This is a genomic window from Chitinophaga rupis, assembly GCF_900109685.1.
GTDB classification, from domain to species: Bacteria; Bacteroidota; Bacteroidia; order Chitinophagales; family Chitinophagaceae; genus Chitinophaga; species Chitinophaga rupis.
In genome coordinates, this window is sequence record NZ_FOBB01000015.1 from 25668 (window position 1) to 43551 (window position 17884).

Here is a 17884-nt window from a genome sequence, read left to right on the forward strand (position 1 = left end):
AAACCTTTAGTGACCATGCAAATTGAACGTAACACCCTGTCATTCCAGCAACAAAGATTCCGGCAATTACAACAGCAGGGCATCCGCCTTTTTAGTTATGCGGCGGTGAAAATAAACGGCTCCTGCACAGCGCAGCAGCTGGAAGCAGCCCTGGAAACCTTGCTGGCAGGTTATAACCGGATGGATACTATTCCCACACTCGTCATAGAACAATTACCACCCGGGGACACAGCCGGTTTTATAAACACAGTGTCAACGGGCGCCCCGGGTAAGGTAGTGCTGCGCACAAGCCGCATAGATGAAAATACTTTGCTGGCAGGCATTACATTTCCTGCTGAACTGGCAGACCGCAGCACGTTATTTAACTTATTACAGCAGCTTTTTGATGATTGTAGCGGTCAGCAGGTAACAGCGGCGCCAATGTCTTATGATCAATACATCAGCTGGCAGCAGCAGGTGATGGAAAATGCAGATCCTGCGGCCGCAGCTTTCTGGAATGCGCCTGAGAATAAACCCCGCCCGGAGCTGACTGTTTCACTGGAAAGTGATCCTGTTGCGGTTTCGGGCAATTATAATACGGTTTCATCCGGCATAAATGCTGCTTTATATAATGCAGTAAAAGAATATGCACACCGCCATAAGCTACTGGTGCAGGATGTATGGTTTGCAGCCTATACCTGGTTATTGTCCGCCTGTTCTGGTGCTGATACTATTACTACCGGTTATATACAACACGAAAGGATATACGAACAGCTAAAGGCTGTGAATGGCCCGTTGGCGAAAGTATTGCCGGTTGGCCTGGCTGTATTGCCGGGCGCCGGCTTCGCTGCATTGTCGGAGGCGGCAGGTACTGCTATCAGCAATGTTATTGGCTGGGAAGATTATTACAATGCTCCGTTGAGCGATACGCCGTTATTCCCATATGCTTTTGAATATGTGCAGGAACAGAGTACCGTTTACAGGAACGCGCGGCTGCAGGTATCGCTGCTTGGCCTGGATGCGCCTGCAGACTGCCATCGTCTGCGTTTAACCGTTGCTGATGGTGAAAATGCAGGCAGGCTGCTTTGGCATTTTGATACTGCCTGCTGGAATGCTGCTAACGTATCCATCTTCAGCGGTCATTTAACCGCCTTGCTGGAAAACATACTGCTGCATAACAATGAGGCCCCGCTCAGCCCTGCCTGCATACCGGTAACGCCGCCCCTGACTATGCCGGAAGTAATGCCGGTGAAAGCCGCTTCTGTGGTTGAAATGATTGCTGCACAAGCTGCATTGCAGCCGGAGCATACGGCCATTGTTTTTAATGATATAAGATTAACTTACCAGGAGCTGAACCGGCAGGCAGATCTGCTGGCCCGGAAGCTGCAGGCAGACTGTCATATACAGAAAGGCGATATAGTTGCTTTGTTATGCGCACCTTCTGAAAAAATGGTGATAGCCATGCTGGCCATTATGAAGGCCGGCGCGGCTTACCTGCCTATTGCACCTGAGTTTCCGGCTGCACGTATCCGCCATATGCTGCAGGAGGCTGCAGTACCATTATTAATAACGGAAAGCACCTGGTTATTTACTGTACAGGAGTATTACAGCGGCCGCCTGTTTGCGCTGGATATTGAAATGCCGGTAACGGACGATGCAGGCAGCCTGCCGGAGCTTGTTGGCGGTGAAGCGGATATTGCCTATGTTATTTATACCTCCGGTTCTACCGGCCTGCCCAAAGGTGTAATGGTGAAACATAGCTCACTGGCTAATTACCTGCAATGGCTGATAACAGCAGGCAGTATTAACGCAAACGATAGTACGTTGCTGGCTGCATCTGCAGCATTTGACCTGGGATATACCAGCCTGTGGGGGGCGCTGGCAGCAGGCGCAAAATTATGCATACCCGGCACCACGGATATTTTTGATCCTGCTGCTGTAATAACGCAGCTGCAACAGGAGCAGGTGAGCTTTCTAAAGCTTACACCTACACATTTCAGTATGCTGATGTATGATGCGGCGTTCCTGGCAGGTGCTGCCCGGCAGCTGCGTCTTATCATCCTGGGAGGAGAAGCTATTCGCCCTGCTGAATTACAAACCTTTTTACAACATTATCCCGAAGCAACCATATTTAACCATTACGGCCCTACGGAAACAACCATTGGTACCGTTTTTCACCGGGTTACAAGCGCAAACATCCGGCAGTTTGCCGCCCGGCCGGTGATTGGGAAAGGCATTACCAACAGCCGGATCTATGTGCTGGATGAAGATGGTGCACCGCTGCCGGTTGGCATGGCCGGTGAATTGTGTATAGGCGGCCCGGGACTGGCCGCGGGCTACCTGCACCAGCCGGAGCTTACCGCACAGAAGTTTATTGCAGATCCGTTTATGCCGGGTGAGCGCTTATACCGCACGGGTGACCTGGCCCGCCGCCTGCCTGATGATACGTTTATGTTCCTGGGCAGAAAAGATCAGCAGTTGAAGATCCGTGGTTACCGCATTGAACCCGGTGAGATAGAAGCAGCCCTGATGGGGTATCCCGGCATAAAAGCAGCTGCCGTTAACGGCTGCCGGCTGCAGGGGAGCATTACACTGGCCGCTTACCTGGTGGCTGAGCAGCCTTATGATACAGCGCAGCTGACGGCGTTCCTCGCAAACCATCTTCCGGCATGGATGATACCTGCATACTTTATAAACCTGCCCGCGCTTCCGCGTATGGCCAACGGAAAGCTTGACCGGCAGGCCCTGCCCGTGCCTGAGCTATATACCAGGTCCGCTAAAGTACCCTACGCAGCACCGCGTACAGAAACAGAAAAGCAGCTGGTTAAAATATGGGAAGAGGTGCTGGAAAGGGAGCAGGTAGGTATTAACGATAACTTTTTTGACCTGGGCGGGCATTCATTGAAAGCCGTGCAGGTAGTATCGCGCGTGCATCATGACCTGGATGTGAAAATGGAGCTGCGTTTTATCTTTGACCAGCCCACCATAGCCGCACAGGCTGTTTTTGTTGACGGTGCGCAGAAAGATGAATACAGCGATATAGTACCGGTTCAGGAAGCGCCTTATTATGCCGTGTCGCACGCGCAGCAGCGCCTGTGGATGCAGGACCAGGTATCAAAACAGCAAACTGCCTATAACCGTTTAAGCGCGCAGGTGCTGGACAGCGGTCTGCAGCCCGCTGCTTTTATAAAAGCTTTCCAGGCGCTGGTAGCCCGGCATGAAATATTAAGAACTACTTTTTTACTGGCAGGCGGTGAACTATACCAGCAGGTGCACCCTGTTGCAAATATGCAGGATGCCTTTTTTGAAGATCTTACCGCTACGCCGCTGGAAGATGCCGCCATCCGCAAGATAACGGATCAGGAAGCAGGGTATGTATTTGATATGGAAAAGGGCCCGCTGCTGCGTATGAAACTGCTGCGCACTGTTACCGGCCAGTATATTTTCCTGTTACACATCCATCACATTATATCTGACGGCTGGACCATGGAGGTGCTGGTGAACGAAGTAATGGAGCTGTATGATGCCTTTGCTGCCAACCGCCCGCCGGTATTAGCCCCGCTGAGGATCCAGTATAAAGATTATGCCGCCTGGCATAATAACCAGCTAACAGGCGCAAGGCTGGAGCGGCACCGCACTTTCTGGCATGCGCAGTTTGCAGATGGCATTCCTGTGCTGGAGCTGGCCACAGACTATCCGCGCCCCGCAATAAAAACCTATAATGGCGCCAACTGCGGCTGGTTCATTGATAAAGCCACCATGGCCGCGCTGCAGGAGCTTAACCGCCGGCATGGCGCCAGCCTGTTTATGTCGCTGATTGCAGCGCTGAATGTGTTGTTATACCGTTATACCGGGCAGGATGATATTGTGATCGGCACACCGGTGGCTGGGCGCGACCATAAAGACCTGGAAAACCAGATCGGCTTTTATGTGAACACGCTGGCGCTGCGTACCCGCTTTAATGGTTCGGATAATTTTCAATCCTTACTGGAACAGGTTAAGCAGCATGTGCTGGATGCATATGAACACCAGATCTATCCTTACGATATGCTGGTGGATGAGCTGGTGCAGGAACGTGACCGTAGCCGTACGCCGCTGTTTGATGTGAACCTGGTGTTATATAACACCCGTGAGGTGGTGACCGGCCCCAAAGGCATGAACACTGACCTGGATAACGCGGTGATCGGAAACTATGATACTGCGGCTGGCATAAGCCGGTATGATCTGCTGTTCCATTGCGCAGAAACGCAGGAAGGCCTTTCCATCAACCTGGAATATAATACAGACCTTTTCAGCGCGGCGCGCATGGCCCGCATGCTGCAGCATTTTGGTGCATTAATAACCGCGATGGCTGCCATGCCGCAGGCGCCGGTATCCAGCCTGGATTATTTAAGCGCTGCTGAAAAACAATGGCTGTTACAGGATGTAAACAGCACTGCAGCTCCCTCATTCACCGGTCATTTGCTGCATGAGCTGATAGCCGCGCAGTTTGAGCAAAATGCGGCACTACCCGCAGTAACTACAGATAGTGAACATTATACTTATGCCGCCCTGCAGGAAGCTGCCGGCAAGCTGGCATTTTTCCTGCACCGCCAGCATGAAGGCCGGCCCTTTACAGCGGCGCTGCTGCTGGATAATTCATGGCATACCATAGTGGCCATGCTGGGCATACTGAAGGCTGGCGGCGCTTTTCTGCCTATGGATACAGCGTCCCCTTTAAGCAGGCTGCGGTATATTATTACAGATTCTAACGCCCATACGCTTATTACGGTTAAAAAATACATTACGGCAGCTAACAAGCTGCAATGGTCGTGCCCTGGCCTGAACAGTTTTATTTGTATGGACAGCAGCACGGTGCTGGAGGAAAAGGAAGCGCTGAATGAGCTAATGAAAGAAGAGCTGTGGGATTATGTAGGCGCCGGTGCAACAGATGATATTGAAGGCGGTGGCTGGGCTTCCAGCTACACCGGTGAAAAGCTGAGCAGGCAGGAGATGGATGAATATGCGGATAATGTGCTGCACAAAGTAAGCCCCTTGCTGAATAAAACCAGCCGGGTGCTTGAAATAGGATGCGCGTCCGGTATCACGATGTTCCGGGTGGCGCCGCTGGTAGCACATTATTGCGGAGTAGACCTTTCCGCCCGCATCCTGGAACATACCCGCCGTACCGCAGCGGAAAAAGGCTTTAACAACATCAGCCTGCATCACCTGGCGGCGCATGAGATTACGCAGGTAACAGAAGCGTCTTTTGACCTGGTTATTATTAACAGTGTGATCCAGAGCTTTAACGGTTTTAACTACCTGCGCGATGTGCTGCGGAAAGCCATTACGCTGCTGAAGCCCAATGGACACATCTTCATTGGCGATATACAGGACGAAGAGCTGAGAGATGCGCTGGAAGAAAGCCTGCAGGCCTTTAGCAGGGAGAATGCCGGGAAAGGTTACCGCACTAAAACAGACTGGTCGAATGAGCTGTTTGTACCCAGGGCTTTCTGGAATAACCTGCCTTTTGAGCTGGAAGCTGTTACCGCCGTACATTGCGGGCGTAAGAAAGGAACTATTGAAAATGAGCTGCTGCGCTTCCGTTATGATGCCCTGCTCACGGTGGATAAGACCGCTGCCGCAGCACCGGCAGCCGGCCGGCGGCAAAAACAGCAGTGGGGCGCGGATGCGCTGGAGCTTTTACCGGTAAATGATTTCCGGGCAAACATTACACCACAGCATCCGGCATATATCATTTATACTTCCGGTTCCACGGGTAATCCCAAAGGCGTTTGCATTGCGCATAACAGCATTTCCAATTATGTACTATGGGCAAGCCGGGCCTATTTTCCCGGCAACACCGGCGGTAATATGGCCTTATTTACCTCTACTGCTTTTGACCTTACGCTTACCAGCATCTTTTGCCCGCTGTATAATGGAAAACAGATCTACATCTGCCGGCAGCCGGAGGTGAACGACCGCTTAATTGCAGCTATGGCCAACCTGGAAATAGATACTATCAAGCTAACGCCAACACATATATCACTGTTAAACCTGCTGCCGCTGGATTATACCGGTATACAGCAGGTGATAGTAGGCGGGGAAGAGCTGAAACGTTCCCACATCAGCACCCTGCAGTCCTTTAACCGGGATATGCGCATTTATAACGAATACGGCCCTACGGAAAATACCATTGGCTGTACTATGGCGCAGGTAACTAATAACTACGCCGGTATAGGAAGGCCCGTGGCCAATACCCGTGTATATATACTGGATGCGCAGCAGCAGCTTTTACCGCAGGGCTGCTGGGGCGAGATCTGTACAGCGGGCGATTGCCTGGCTATAGGTTACATAGGGCATGCCGCCGGCAGGGAGCAACGGTTTATGACCGCCCCGTTTGACGGTGTAACGCGCATTTACCGCACCGGTGATATTGGTAAATATGATGAGGAAGGGCAGCTGGTGCTGGCCGGCCGTACAGACGATCAGGTGAAGATAAGAGGTTACCGTATTGAGCTGGGAGAAATAGCCGGAGCATTAACCGCACACCCGGATATTGCCGAAGCAGCTGTGCTGGTAAAAGAAACAGATACAGAAGAAAGATCGCTGGCAGCCTTTGTAGTACCGCGCCACCCGCTGAACCTGAAAGCGCTGCGCGAATACCTTGGCAGCCGCCTGCCGGCATTTATGATCCCCGCATCCTTTACGGAGCTGGAAGCATTGCCGCTTACTGCCGGCGGCAAGATCCATAAACGGAAACTATTACAGCTAGCGGGAAATGTGCTGGAAAGCACTACTGTAAAGGAAATGCCGCGCAGCGATATTGAGCGGGAGCTGGCTATGATCTGGGAGGAGGTGCTGCAAAAAGAGAACATAGGTATTCATGACGACTTTTTTGAGCTGGGCGGCCACTCGCTGAAAGCCACCCAGGTGGTAACACGCATCTATAAACAGCTGCATGCTGTGGTAGGCCTGGCCACCATTTTTAATATGCCTACCATCGCAGCGCTGGCAGCTCACATAAGTGAGTGCAGCGCAAGCGGGTACGAGCCGGTAGAGCCCTTGCCGTTACAGGAACATTATGCAGTGTCGCACGCACAGCAGCGGTTGTGGATCATGGACCAGCTGGAAGATGAGCTGATCGCGTATAACACCTCCGGCGCAGATATGATCCGGGGCGCGCTGGATATACCGGCCCTGGAAACAGCGCTGCGGCAGCTTTTAGCCCGGCATGAAATACTGCGCACCACTTTCCTGGTACACAACGGCGAGCCGCGCCAGCAGGTGCATGCACCGGAAAGTTTTCCTTTGCCCCTGGAAGTAAAAGACCTCCGTGCATCTGCAAACAAGGAGCTATTGGTACAGGAGGAGCTGGATGCGAATACGCGCCTTGTATTTGACCTCTCCGCAGGCCCGCTGTTACGCATCCGCGTGCTGCAGCTGGATACTGCGCAGTTTGTAATGCTTTTTTGCATGCATCATATTATCTCGGATGGATGGTCCATAGATATTCTTATGCGGGACCTGCTGGCCTATTACAACGCCGGTGTTAAAGGCGCCGGCGCTGCTCTGCCGCCGCTGCGCATTCAGTATAAGGACTATGCTGCATGGCAGCATAAGCTGCTGGCAAAACAGGGTGAGGAGAACCTGCAAAGCTTCTGGAAAAACCTGATGAAGGCGCCTTTACCCGTACTGGATCTGCCCCTGGACTTTCCCCGGCCGGCAGTGCGCACGTTTAACGGTGATGAATATACGGTAGCCATGACCCCGGAATTACGCCGGCTGCTGCAGGAGAAAATTACGGCTTCAGGCGCCACGCTCTTTATGACGCTGTTATCTGGTTTATGCCTGCTGCTGCATTACGAAACAGAGCAGGAAGACCTGGTCATAGGTACGCCCATTGCCGGCCGTGATCATAAAGACCTGGAAGACCAGATAGGGCTGTATGCCAATACGCTGCCGCTGCGTTTCCGCTTTGATGCAACGCAGTCCTTTGATGCGCTGCTGGCTGCCGTTAAGAAAGTAACCATTGGCGCTTATGCGCATGCCGCCTATCCGTTTGACCGGCTGCTGGATGACCTGGAATATAAGCGGGATCCCTCACGGTCACCTTTATTTGATATCATGATGGTGATGCAGCAGGTAACCCCGGGCACCGCTGATACACCCGGCATGGATGGCATTGTAGCTACCGGCATGCAAACGGGCACTGCGGCCAGCAAATTTGACCTCTCGTTTTATTTCGTGGAAACGCCGGACGTGATCACTTTGAAAGCGCGTTATAATACCGACCTGTTTAAGCAGGAACGGATAGCAGCTTTATGCAACAATTTTATATCCCTGCTTGCAGATGCGCTGGCAAACAGTGAATGTTCTCTCACGGACCTCGCTGCCCGCTGTGAGGAGGCTTCCACGGATGTTATAGGCACCGGGCTGGATTTTAAACTCTCTTTCTAGGCAGATTAGCCTTAACAGGAAAACCCGAAAATGAAAAGCATACACATTCAGAAATACTGGAAAAATAAGTTCAGCACGCCCTTGCCATTGTGCCTGCCCCTGCATAGCTCCGCCACCCAGGCAGAGAGCACGGTGCCGCTGCCTGCCCATGTAATGCAGGCTGCTGCTGCATGTACAAAAGATGCGCCTGCGGCGGTTTACTGTTACCTGTTGTCGGCATTGGCAATGGTGGTGTATAAGTATTGGGGCGAGCGGGAGCTGGCTGCCGTTGTGCCCAACTTTCAGCATCCCGCAAACCAGCCTGCAGAGGAAGTATTTATAAGACTGAGCTTTGATCCCGCTGCGCCCCTCAGCGCCTTGCTGTTATCCTGCAGGGAAGAGCTGCTGCAGGCCTTTAAACATCAGCCCTGGCAGTTGTCCCAGCTGGGCCAGGCAGCAGCGGAAACAAAGCAGCGGCAGTTTGCGCTTACATCAGGCGGGCATCATTTACCGGCGCCATATGGCCTGCATATTAATTATCCTGCGCAGGGGCAGCTGCCTGTGTTAACGATCCGCAGCAATGCACAACAGTCAGCTGCATGGCCGCAGCAGGTAGCCGGCAGCTTTATACAGGCATTGGAGCTGCTGGCAAAAGCCCCCGGCAGCCTGTTACAGGAGGCTGACCTGTTGAGCGCCGCCAGCCGCGCGTGGCTGCTGCGCGATGTCGGAGCAGCTGCAAATGAAAGCAGTGTAACGCCCATACATATATTGTTTGCAGAAAAAGCAGCGGATAAACCGCAGGCGCCTGCGGTATTTTGGAATGATACTGTGTGCAGTTATGAGCAGCTGCATGGCTGGTCCGGCCGGCTGGCGCAGTACCTGCACACCCGCTATAACATCGGAGAGCAATCCGTGGTGGCAATACAATTACCCTCCGGCCCCGGGTTAATGGCTGCCATATTCGGCGTATTAAGCGCGGGCGCCGCCTTTTTATTATTGCCAATGGATCTGCCGGCAGAACGGCTGCAGTATATGATGGATGACAGCAGGGCAATGCTGCTAATAGCCGCAAATGACCGGCAGGGGATCAGCTGCATAGATAATGCAATGCTGCAGTCGCTGGTAAACAGCAGTGGCCCTGTGTACAGCAGCTTGCCTGCAGCTAACGCCAACGCCTGTATTATTTATACCTCCGGTTCAACCGGCCAGCCCAAGGGAGTAGCAATATCACACGCCTGTTTATGGAATATGCTGCACTGGTTCCGGAACTATTTTGCACTTTCACCGGCAGCTGTGCTGCCGCAAAAAACGGCTTTATCCTTTGTAGATGCGCTGGCGGAGCTGCTGCTGCCGGTTACGGTAACCGGCGGCGCCGTGTACCTGCGGCCCTATGACGATATTATCCTGGACCCTGAAGCTTACCTGGACTGGCTGGAAGGTATACAGGCCACCGTTATACAGTTTGTACCCTCTGCATTGGATGCGCTGATGGAAATGGCTGATATAAGCCGCCTGCAGCACCTGCAGCATATTATATTAAGCGGGGAGCCGGTAAAAAAGAAGTATGATTTTACCGCAGCGGTGTATAACCTGTACGGCTGCTCGGAAGGTACTGCCTCTTCCACAATTTACAGGTATACCGGTGCAGATACACAGCTGAACATTATAGGCCGGCCCATTGACAATACCTGGGTGTATTTGCTGGATGATGATCTGCAATTGGTGCCTCCCGGCATGCGCGGTGAGATCTACATCGGCGGCAATAGCATTACCAATGGTTATCTTTTTAAAGAGGAGCTTACAGATGCCCGTTTTATCCCTGACCCTTTTTATCCCGGTAAAAAATGTTACCGCACCGGCGACCGCGGACGCTGGCGGGACGATGGTAACCTGGAATGCCTGGGCCGCATAGATAACCAGCTTAAGGTGAACGGCATCAGGATAGAACCCGCAGAAATAGCGGCTGCGCTGATGCAGATGCGGGGTATAGATAATGCATTTGTATTAATGGCTCAGGTAGACGGCACAGATATGCTGACCGCTTACCTGCAGCTAGGAGAAGCATTAACGCCGGCAGCTATACGTAGTTTTTTACAGGAAAGGCTGCCTGCATATATGATACCGGGCTGTTTTGTAAAGCTGGATGAAATACCCAGGAACAGCAACGGCAAAGCAGACCTGCTGCGTTTCCCGGACCCATCGCTGCACCGTATTAAAGACCATGAAACCTATATAGCGCCCGCAGATGCATTGGAGAATACGCTGGCCATTATATGGAAAAATGTGCTGAACAGCGGGGTAGTAGGCCGTAATGATAACTTCTTTGACCTGGGTGGCCATTCACTGAAAGCAATGAAAGTAATGTCGGCCATCTATAAGCAGCTGGGAGTGCAGCTGGGCCTACGTACCCTGTTTGATGCGCCTACGCTGGAAGCATTGGCAGCCAGGGTTAAGGCAGCGGATTATACCGGCTACCAGGAAATAAAACCGGTGGCCGCAAAAGAGCTGTACCCCTGCTCCCGGGCACAAAAGCGCCTGTGGACACTGGCGCAGATCGAGGAGCAGCAGGTGGCTTACAACATGCTGAGCGGGTATGTGATAGACGGTAATTTTAACCGCGCGGCTTTTGACCGGGCATTTAGCACCCTGGTGGAGCAGCATGAAATATTACGCACCGTTTTTGTAATGCAGAACGGGGAACCCTGGCAAAAGATCCATACGCCGGAGCAGGCCGGCATTAAAATAGCCTGCCTGGATCTTTCCGCCGAAGCGGACTGCGATGATAAGGTGAGGCAGCTGGCAGATGCAGAAGCCATGTTTGTATTTGACCTGGAAAAAGGGCCGCTGATCCGCATGAAGCTCATACGTACCGCAGCGCAGCGCCATATCTTTTTCTTCAACATGCACCATATTATCTCCGATGCATGGACCATGCGTGTGCTGCTGAATAAGATACTGGCCATGTATGAGGCATTTTCCAATGGCCGGGAAAACCCGTTCAAACCCCTGCCAATACAATACAAAGACTACGCGCAGTGGCAGAACGATCAGCTGGCAGGTACACAAATGGCTATTCATCAGCGCTTCTGGCAGCAGCAGTTTGCAGATGGTGTGCCGGTACTGGAACTAACAACAGACTACCCGCGGCCTGCGCTGAAAACCTATAACGGCAGCACCTGCGGTATATGGATCCCGGCTGCGCCCACTGCAGCTTTTGAGGAATATGCGCGCCGGCAGCAGGCCAGCCTTTTTATGTCGTTACTGGCATTGCTGAACGTGTTGTTATACCGTTACAGCGGCCAGGAAGATATTGTAATAGGCACACCTGTAGCCGGAAGGGAACATAAAGACCTGGAAGATCAGCTGGGCTTTTTTGTGAATACACTGGCCCTGCGCACCCGTTTCAACGGCAGGGAAAAGTTTTCAACGCTGCTGGCCACCGTACGCGAAAACCTGCTGAACTGTTATGAGCACCAGGCATTTCCTTTTGATCAGCTGGTGGATGAGCTAACCTTTGCAAGAGATGTGCGCCGCTCTCCCGTGTTTGACGTAATGGCCGTGCTGCACGACAAGGAAACCACAGGAGACAGCACCAACATAGAAAAAGGAAATATAGACATGCAGGTGGGCGGCTATAACACCCGCAGCCGCATGAGTAAGTTTGACCTTTCTTTTTCTTTTGTGCAGGAGAACGGCTGCCTGTTCATAGAGCTGGAGTATAATACAGACCTGTTTACCCGGCAGCGTATGGATAAGCTGCTGCGGCACTTTGCACAGCTGGTGGAAAGTGTGGTGCAGCAGGATGTGCGGGTAGCGTTGCTGGACTATCTTTCACAGGAAGAAAAACATCAGCTCCTGCATACCTTTAATGATACCCGCAGGGATTACCCTGAAAATAAAACCATCCTGCACCTGTTTGCAGAGCAGGCTGCCCGGCAGCCGGAAGCTGCTGCAGTAATTGCCGGTGATACAATCGTAAGCTACGGGGAGCTGGATCAGCAGTCGGACCGGCTGGCTGCCAGCCTGGTAAATGTATATGGCATAAACCCCGGTGATCGTGTAGGCATGATGGTAGGACGTACGGAACAAATGATCATATGCCTGCTGGCTATTTTTAAATGCGGTGGCGTATATGTACCGGTTGACCCTGCGTACCCTGAGAACCGCATGTTGTACCTGGTGGAGAACAGTGGTATAAAATTACTGCTGGCAGATGTAACGCCGCCGGCCGGCATCAGCGCGCTTTCATTGCAGACCGTGCACCCCGCTGCGTTTGCTGAAGCGGCAGCCGGTAAACCTTTGCCGCCGATAACGCCGGGTTCACCCGCTTATATTATTTATACTTCCGGCTCAACCGGTTTACCCAAAGGGGTGCTGGTGCACCATCATAACCTGTTTAACATGGCGTTGAGCTGGCGGGATGATTACCGGCTGAATACCTTTAGGGTGAACCTGCTGCAGCTGGCCAGTATCTCTTTTGATGTTTTTATCGGGGATGTATGCCGTGCCCTGCTTAACGGCGGTACCATGATCATCACCCCGGCGGCTGTACGTACGGAGCCGGAAGCGCTGTACCAGCTGCTGTTAAAACATCGTATCAGCATCCTGGAATCTACGCCGGGCCTTATTTTTCCCTTAATGGAATATGTAGGGTTGCAGCCCGGCGGCCTGCCGGATATGCAGCTGCTGATCCTGGGCTCCGATATATGCCGATGGACCGATTTTAATAAGCTGCTGCAGCATTTCGGGAACAGCATGCGCATTATTAACAGTTACGGCTGTACGGAAGCAACCATCGATTCCAGCTTTTTTGAAGGCCTGCCGGATCATACAGAAGAAACCGGCATTGTGCCGGTGGGCAAGCCCATGGCCAATACCAGCTTTTATGTGCTGGATGCGCAGGGCCAGCTGTTACCCGCAGGGCTGAACGGAGAATTATATATTGGCGGCAAAGGCGTGGCAGCCGGGTACTGGAAGAATGAAGCACTTTCCGCGGCCCGTTTTGTAGCAGATCCTTTTAATGAAGGTCATAAAATGTACCGCACCAATGACCTTGCCTGCTGGACACCGGACGGGCAGCTGAAATTCCTGGGCCGTAATGACCTGCAGGTGAAGATCAGAGGCTACCGTATAGAACCCGGGGAAATTGAGCAGCATTTACTGCAGCATCCGGATGTTACAGCCGCTGTAGTGGTATGCCGCCCGCAGTCCAACGGCGAAGTGCAGCTGGCCGCCTACTTTACCGGTGCAGCAGCGCTGCAGGAAAGAACGGTAAGGAGCTATCTGCGCAAACACCTGCCGGATTTCATGATCCCGCAGCATATTATTCCGCTGGCAGCGCTGCCTTATAGCATAAACGGGAAAATTAACCGCGATGCCTTGCCCGATCCGGCAACCGTAACTGCCAATACCACCGCCGCTGGCTGGCAGCCAGCCAATGCCACAGAACGCCTGGTGCTGGAAGTGAGCGCCCGTGTACTGAACCGGCAGCAGGTGAATATGGACGATAATTTTTTTGCCATTGGAGGTGATTCCATTAAAGCCATACAAATAGTAGCCACCCTTTTTAAAGAAGGGTTAAAGCTGCATGTAAAAGATATTTTTCAGAACCCGGAAGTAGGCGGCTGGGTAGCCTGCGTACAACATACCGGTGCAATGCCGGATAACAGCCGGGTAACAGGGGAATGTGCCTTAACGCCGGCACAGGCGGCCTTTTTTGAGCTGCCTTACCACAAGCCGGATCATTACAATCAATCAGTATTATTATTTGCCGCAGCAGGATGGGATGAAGCAGTTATTCACCAGTGTTTAACCCGGCTGCTGGAACAGCATGATCAGCTGCGGGCCACATTCCGCAGAACAGCAGGTACGGTGCAGCAGCACATTAGCAGCACAGTAGCCGCATCAGCGCCGGAGGTGTATGACCTGCGGAATAAAAAAGAGTGGCGGACGGAATGGAAAGCTGCAGCGAACGGGTTACAGGAAAGCATTCAGCTGGAGCAGGCACCCTTGTTAAAAACGGCCCTGTTCCGGCTGGAGGAGGGCGATTACCTGCTGATAGCAGCACACCACCTGGTGATAGATGAAACATCCTGGCGCATTCTCCTGGAAGACCTGGGAACATTGTACAGCGGCCTGGCTGCTGGCCGCGAGCCTTTGCTGCCGGCCAAAACAGATGCCTATAAAACCTGGGCTGCCCGGATGCAGCAGTACGCGCAAAGCACTGAGCTGGCAGCAACCGCCGGTCACTGGAAGCAGGTGCTGGAAGCGGGCGCCGCTCCCATAACATATGAAATGCAGGCCACCGGTAACTATGTAAAAGACATTGCCGCCGTTCACTTTGAGCTGGATGCAGCAGATACCGGCTGCCTGTTCACAAACGTGAACCGTACGCTGCGCACAGAGCTTAATGATGTGCTGCTGGCAACCCTGGGGCTTGCATTAAAAGACTGGTGCGGCAGGGAACGGATATGTGTAGCCCTGCAGGGGCATGGCCGCGAAGCCTTTTATGAAAAAGCAGATGTGAGCAGAACGATCGGCTGTTTTACCACCGCTTATCCAGTGCTCTTAAATACGGGTGCTGTAAAAGATGTGCAGCAGCATGTAAAGCACACTAAAGAATCTTTACGTAAGGCGCCGTTAAAGGGCTTAGGCTATGGTGTATTAAAACAGCTTAATAAAACTTTACAGTCTTACCCCGAACCGCAGATCCGCTTTGGTTATGCAACACAGCTGGAAGGCCTGCTGCAGGATACTTTCTTTAAAATAGCCGCTGGTCCCAGGGGAGAGCACATGGATAAAGACTGTCCGCGGGAATATGACATAGATATTTCCTGCGCAATAACGGAAGGGCAGCTGCGCATTACCATCGCCTATAACCAGCGGCAGTTCAGCGCTGCAAGAATGGAGCTGCTTTGCGATGCTTACCGCAGCGCCTTACAGCAGCTGATACAAACCTGCAGCACCCGCAGCGAAACAGCGCTTACCCCCGGCGATTTCAGCTACAAGGGTTTATCCGCCGAAGACCTGGATACCTTCTTTGATTAACAAGTCACATAAGCCACGACCATAATGAAAAAGATCAATTTGTTCTGTTTGCCTTTTGCCGGCGGCAGCAAGTATGCGTACCGCAGCTATATGGCCAATGCCACGCCGTTGCTGCAGGTAGAGCCATTGGAGCTGCCGGGGCGGGGCACCCGTTATCATGAGCCTTTGCTGAAAGATGCGCACGAAATGGCAATGGATGTGTTCAAACAAATAGAGCATCGCCTGCATGAGCCATACGCCATTTACGGGCATAGCATGGGTACCATTATTACGTTCCTGCTGGCAAAGATCATAAGAAGCAAACGCCTGCCGCCGCCATTACATCTTTTCCTGACGGGCGCCGGCGGGCCTACTACTATCAACAAAAGCGGCGAGATCCGTTACCTGCTGCCCACAGATGCCTTTTTTGCCAAAATAAAAGAGATGGGCGGTATTGATAACGAAATACTGGACAACCCGGATATGACCCGCTTTTTTGAGCCTATACTGCGGGCCGATTTCCAGGTGGTGGAAACCTACCGGCACCAGCCTGATATGCCGCTGGATATACCCATTACCGTTGTAATAGGCACCGGTGAAAAAGCCACCCGGGAAGATGCCCTGACCTGGCAGCTGGAAACAACCGCTCCCGTGGAGGTGCGCCAGTTACCCGGAAACCACTTTTTTATTTTCGATTTTCCTTCAGATATCATGCAATTAATCACTCACCAGCTTACGCTTAAATTCATAAACAATGAACAAACAGCCAATTTACCTCAAGCCTAACGTTGTGATAGAACCTCTGTTTGACAGATGGTATGCCTGGTCACACCTGATCTCACCTGCCACCGCTGCTATGAATATTACCGGCAGGCATATGAAAATTATGAACTCCTATATACAGGCCCCGCAGATCCATGCAGCAGCCATCAAGAACCCCAAAATGCTGGGCGGCCCCTTTATGGATTATAATGGCGGCAGGGTAGAGGATGTAAAGCAGCTGCGTGATAATACCATGCAGCAGCAGGCGCCTATGATAGCCTTGTCGGAGGCATTGAAGGAGCTGGACAAAATGTTAAAGGCCAACGCCCGCGGATACTCACTGGATACCCTGTACGAAAAAGTGCCCGATATGCTGAAGGGGTATGTAGAGCTGGTGTATGACCTGAATAACAATGCCACCTACCGCGTATTTGAGCAGCTGTTATATAAAAGCCCTTATTACAATACGGATTCCCAGAGCATTGCATTATGGATCACGGAAAATGACGACCGGCCGTTTGTATTAAGCACCCCGCGCCTGGACGAACCAGGTGTGCTGCATCTGAACCTTCCCTTCAAAAGCCGCGCTATTGACGAACTGGCCCGGATGAAAAGAACACCGCAAACGCTGGAATATATTACTAACCTGTTAGAGATCCCGGCCGACCAGCAGGAGCTGTTCAATACATTCTTTACAGAAACCGAGCCGCAGCCTTACCGCAAATATGAAGGCGATAAGATCCGTATGCGCTACTTTGGCCATGCCTGCATACTGGTGGAAACAAAGGATGTAAGCATACTGGTAGACCCGCTGATCAGCTATTATGGCTATCATCATGAGGTAGACCGTTTCTCGGATGTGGACCTGCCGGATATGATAGATTATGTGCTGATCACGCATAACCACCAGGACCATGTATTATTTGAAACGCTGCTGCCCTTAAGGCATAAGATCAAAAATATTGTAGTGCCCAGGGGCGGTTCCGGCTCCCTGCAGGATCCCAGCCTGAAGCTGATGTTCCAGGCCATCGGGTTTAAGAATGTAGTGGAGATAGGCGAGCTGGAAAATATTGTTTTCGGGGATTGTACCATTACCGGTATTCCGTTCATGGGCGAGCACTGTGATCTGAACATACAAAGCAAAATGTGCCATCATGTGCAGGTAGGCGAATTTTCAATGTTGTTCGTAGCAGATTCTTGTAATATAGAGCCTCGCCTGTATGAGCACATCCAGAAAGAGACCGGCGATGTAGATATTGTGTTCCTGGGTATGGAATGCGACGGCGCACCACTAACATGGCTATACGGGCCTTTGCTGAGTGATGAGCTGCCAAGGGATAAAGATAGCTCCCGGCGGCTGGCAGGCTCTAATTTTGAAAGAGGAAAGGCGCTGGTGGATGTTTTTAACCCGCAGGAAGTATACGTATATGCAATGGGTATGGAGCCCTGGCTTAAATTCATCAGCAGCATACAATACACAGATGAATCCAACCCCATTGTTGCATCCAATAAGCTGATAGAAGACTGCCGTAAAGCAGGCCGTGTATCAGAACGTTTATACGGCGAAAAAGAGCTGCTGTACAGCAAAGAACGGGAAGCCGTTACTATATGATGATAACCTGCATACTGCCCGCAGTTTTTCAGCGGGCAGTATGTTCCCCCGAAAGTGTTCCAAATTGAAGCAACTGTCCGGATCTGG

General features: G+C 52.1%; 4 protein-coding genes. All 4 read left to right on the forward strand.

Going from position 1 to position 17884, the window contains the following annotated elements:
* Window positions 1-15 precede the first annotated feature (15 nt).
* From BMZ54_RS32200 to BMZ54_RS32215, 4 genes are read left to right on the forward strand one after another with little or no spacing between them, the layout of a single operon-like run.
* A complete protein-coding gene (locus tag BMZ54_RS32200; RefSeq protein WP_089921330.1) occupies window positions 16-8418 on the forward strand; it encodes a non-ribosomal peptide synthetase in 8403 nt (2800 codons plus the stop codon).
* A 30-nt stretch (window positions 8419-8448) separates the two neighbouring features.
* Window positions 8449-15444 (forward strand): non-ribosomal peptide synthetase, encoded by a 6996-nt coding sequence (locus BMZ54_RS32205; RefSeq protein ID WP_089921332.1) that lies wholly within the window; start codon window positions 8449-8451, stop codon window positions 15442-15444.
* A 24-nt stretch (window positions 15445-15468) separates the two neighbouring features.
* Window positions 15469-16209 carry a thioesterase II family protein gene (locus tag BMZ54_RS32210; RefSeq protein WP_089921334.1) on the forward strand — a complete coding sequence of 247 codons (741 nt, stop codon included), beginning with the start codon at window positions 15469-15471 and terminating at the stop codon, window positions 16207-16209.
* Complete coding sequence (locus BMZ54_RS32215) at window positions 16178-17797, forward strand: MBL fold metallo-hydrolase (RefSeq protein ID WP_089921337.1); 1620 nt, start codon at window positions 16178-16180, stop codon at window positions 17795-17797. Before BMZ54_RS32210 ends, BMZ54_RS32215 begins: the two co-directional genes overlap by 32 nt.
* Window positions 17798-17884: the final 87 nt, after the last annotated feature.

Excerpts from the sequence above, each read along its gene's own strand:
- BMZ54_RS32200 (WP_089921330.1), top strand. The coding sequence starts at position 16 with ATGCAAATTGAACGTAACACCCTGTCATTCCAGCAACAAAGATTCCGG.
- BMZ54_RS32205 (WP_089921332.1), top strand. The coding sequence starts at position 8,449 with ATGAAAAGCATACACATTCAGAAATACTGGAAAAATAAGTTCAGCACG.
- BMZ54_RS32210 (WP_089921334.1), top strand. The coding sequence starts at position 15,469 with ATGAAAAAGATCAATTTGTTCTGTTTGCCTTTTGCCGGCGGCAGCAAG.
- BMZ54_RS32215 (WP_089921337.1), top strand. The coding sequence starts at position 16,178 with ATGAACAAACAGCCAATTTACCTCAAGCCTAACGTTGTGATAGAACCT.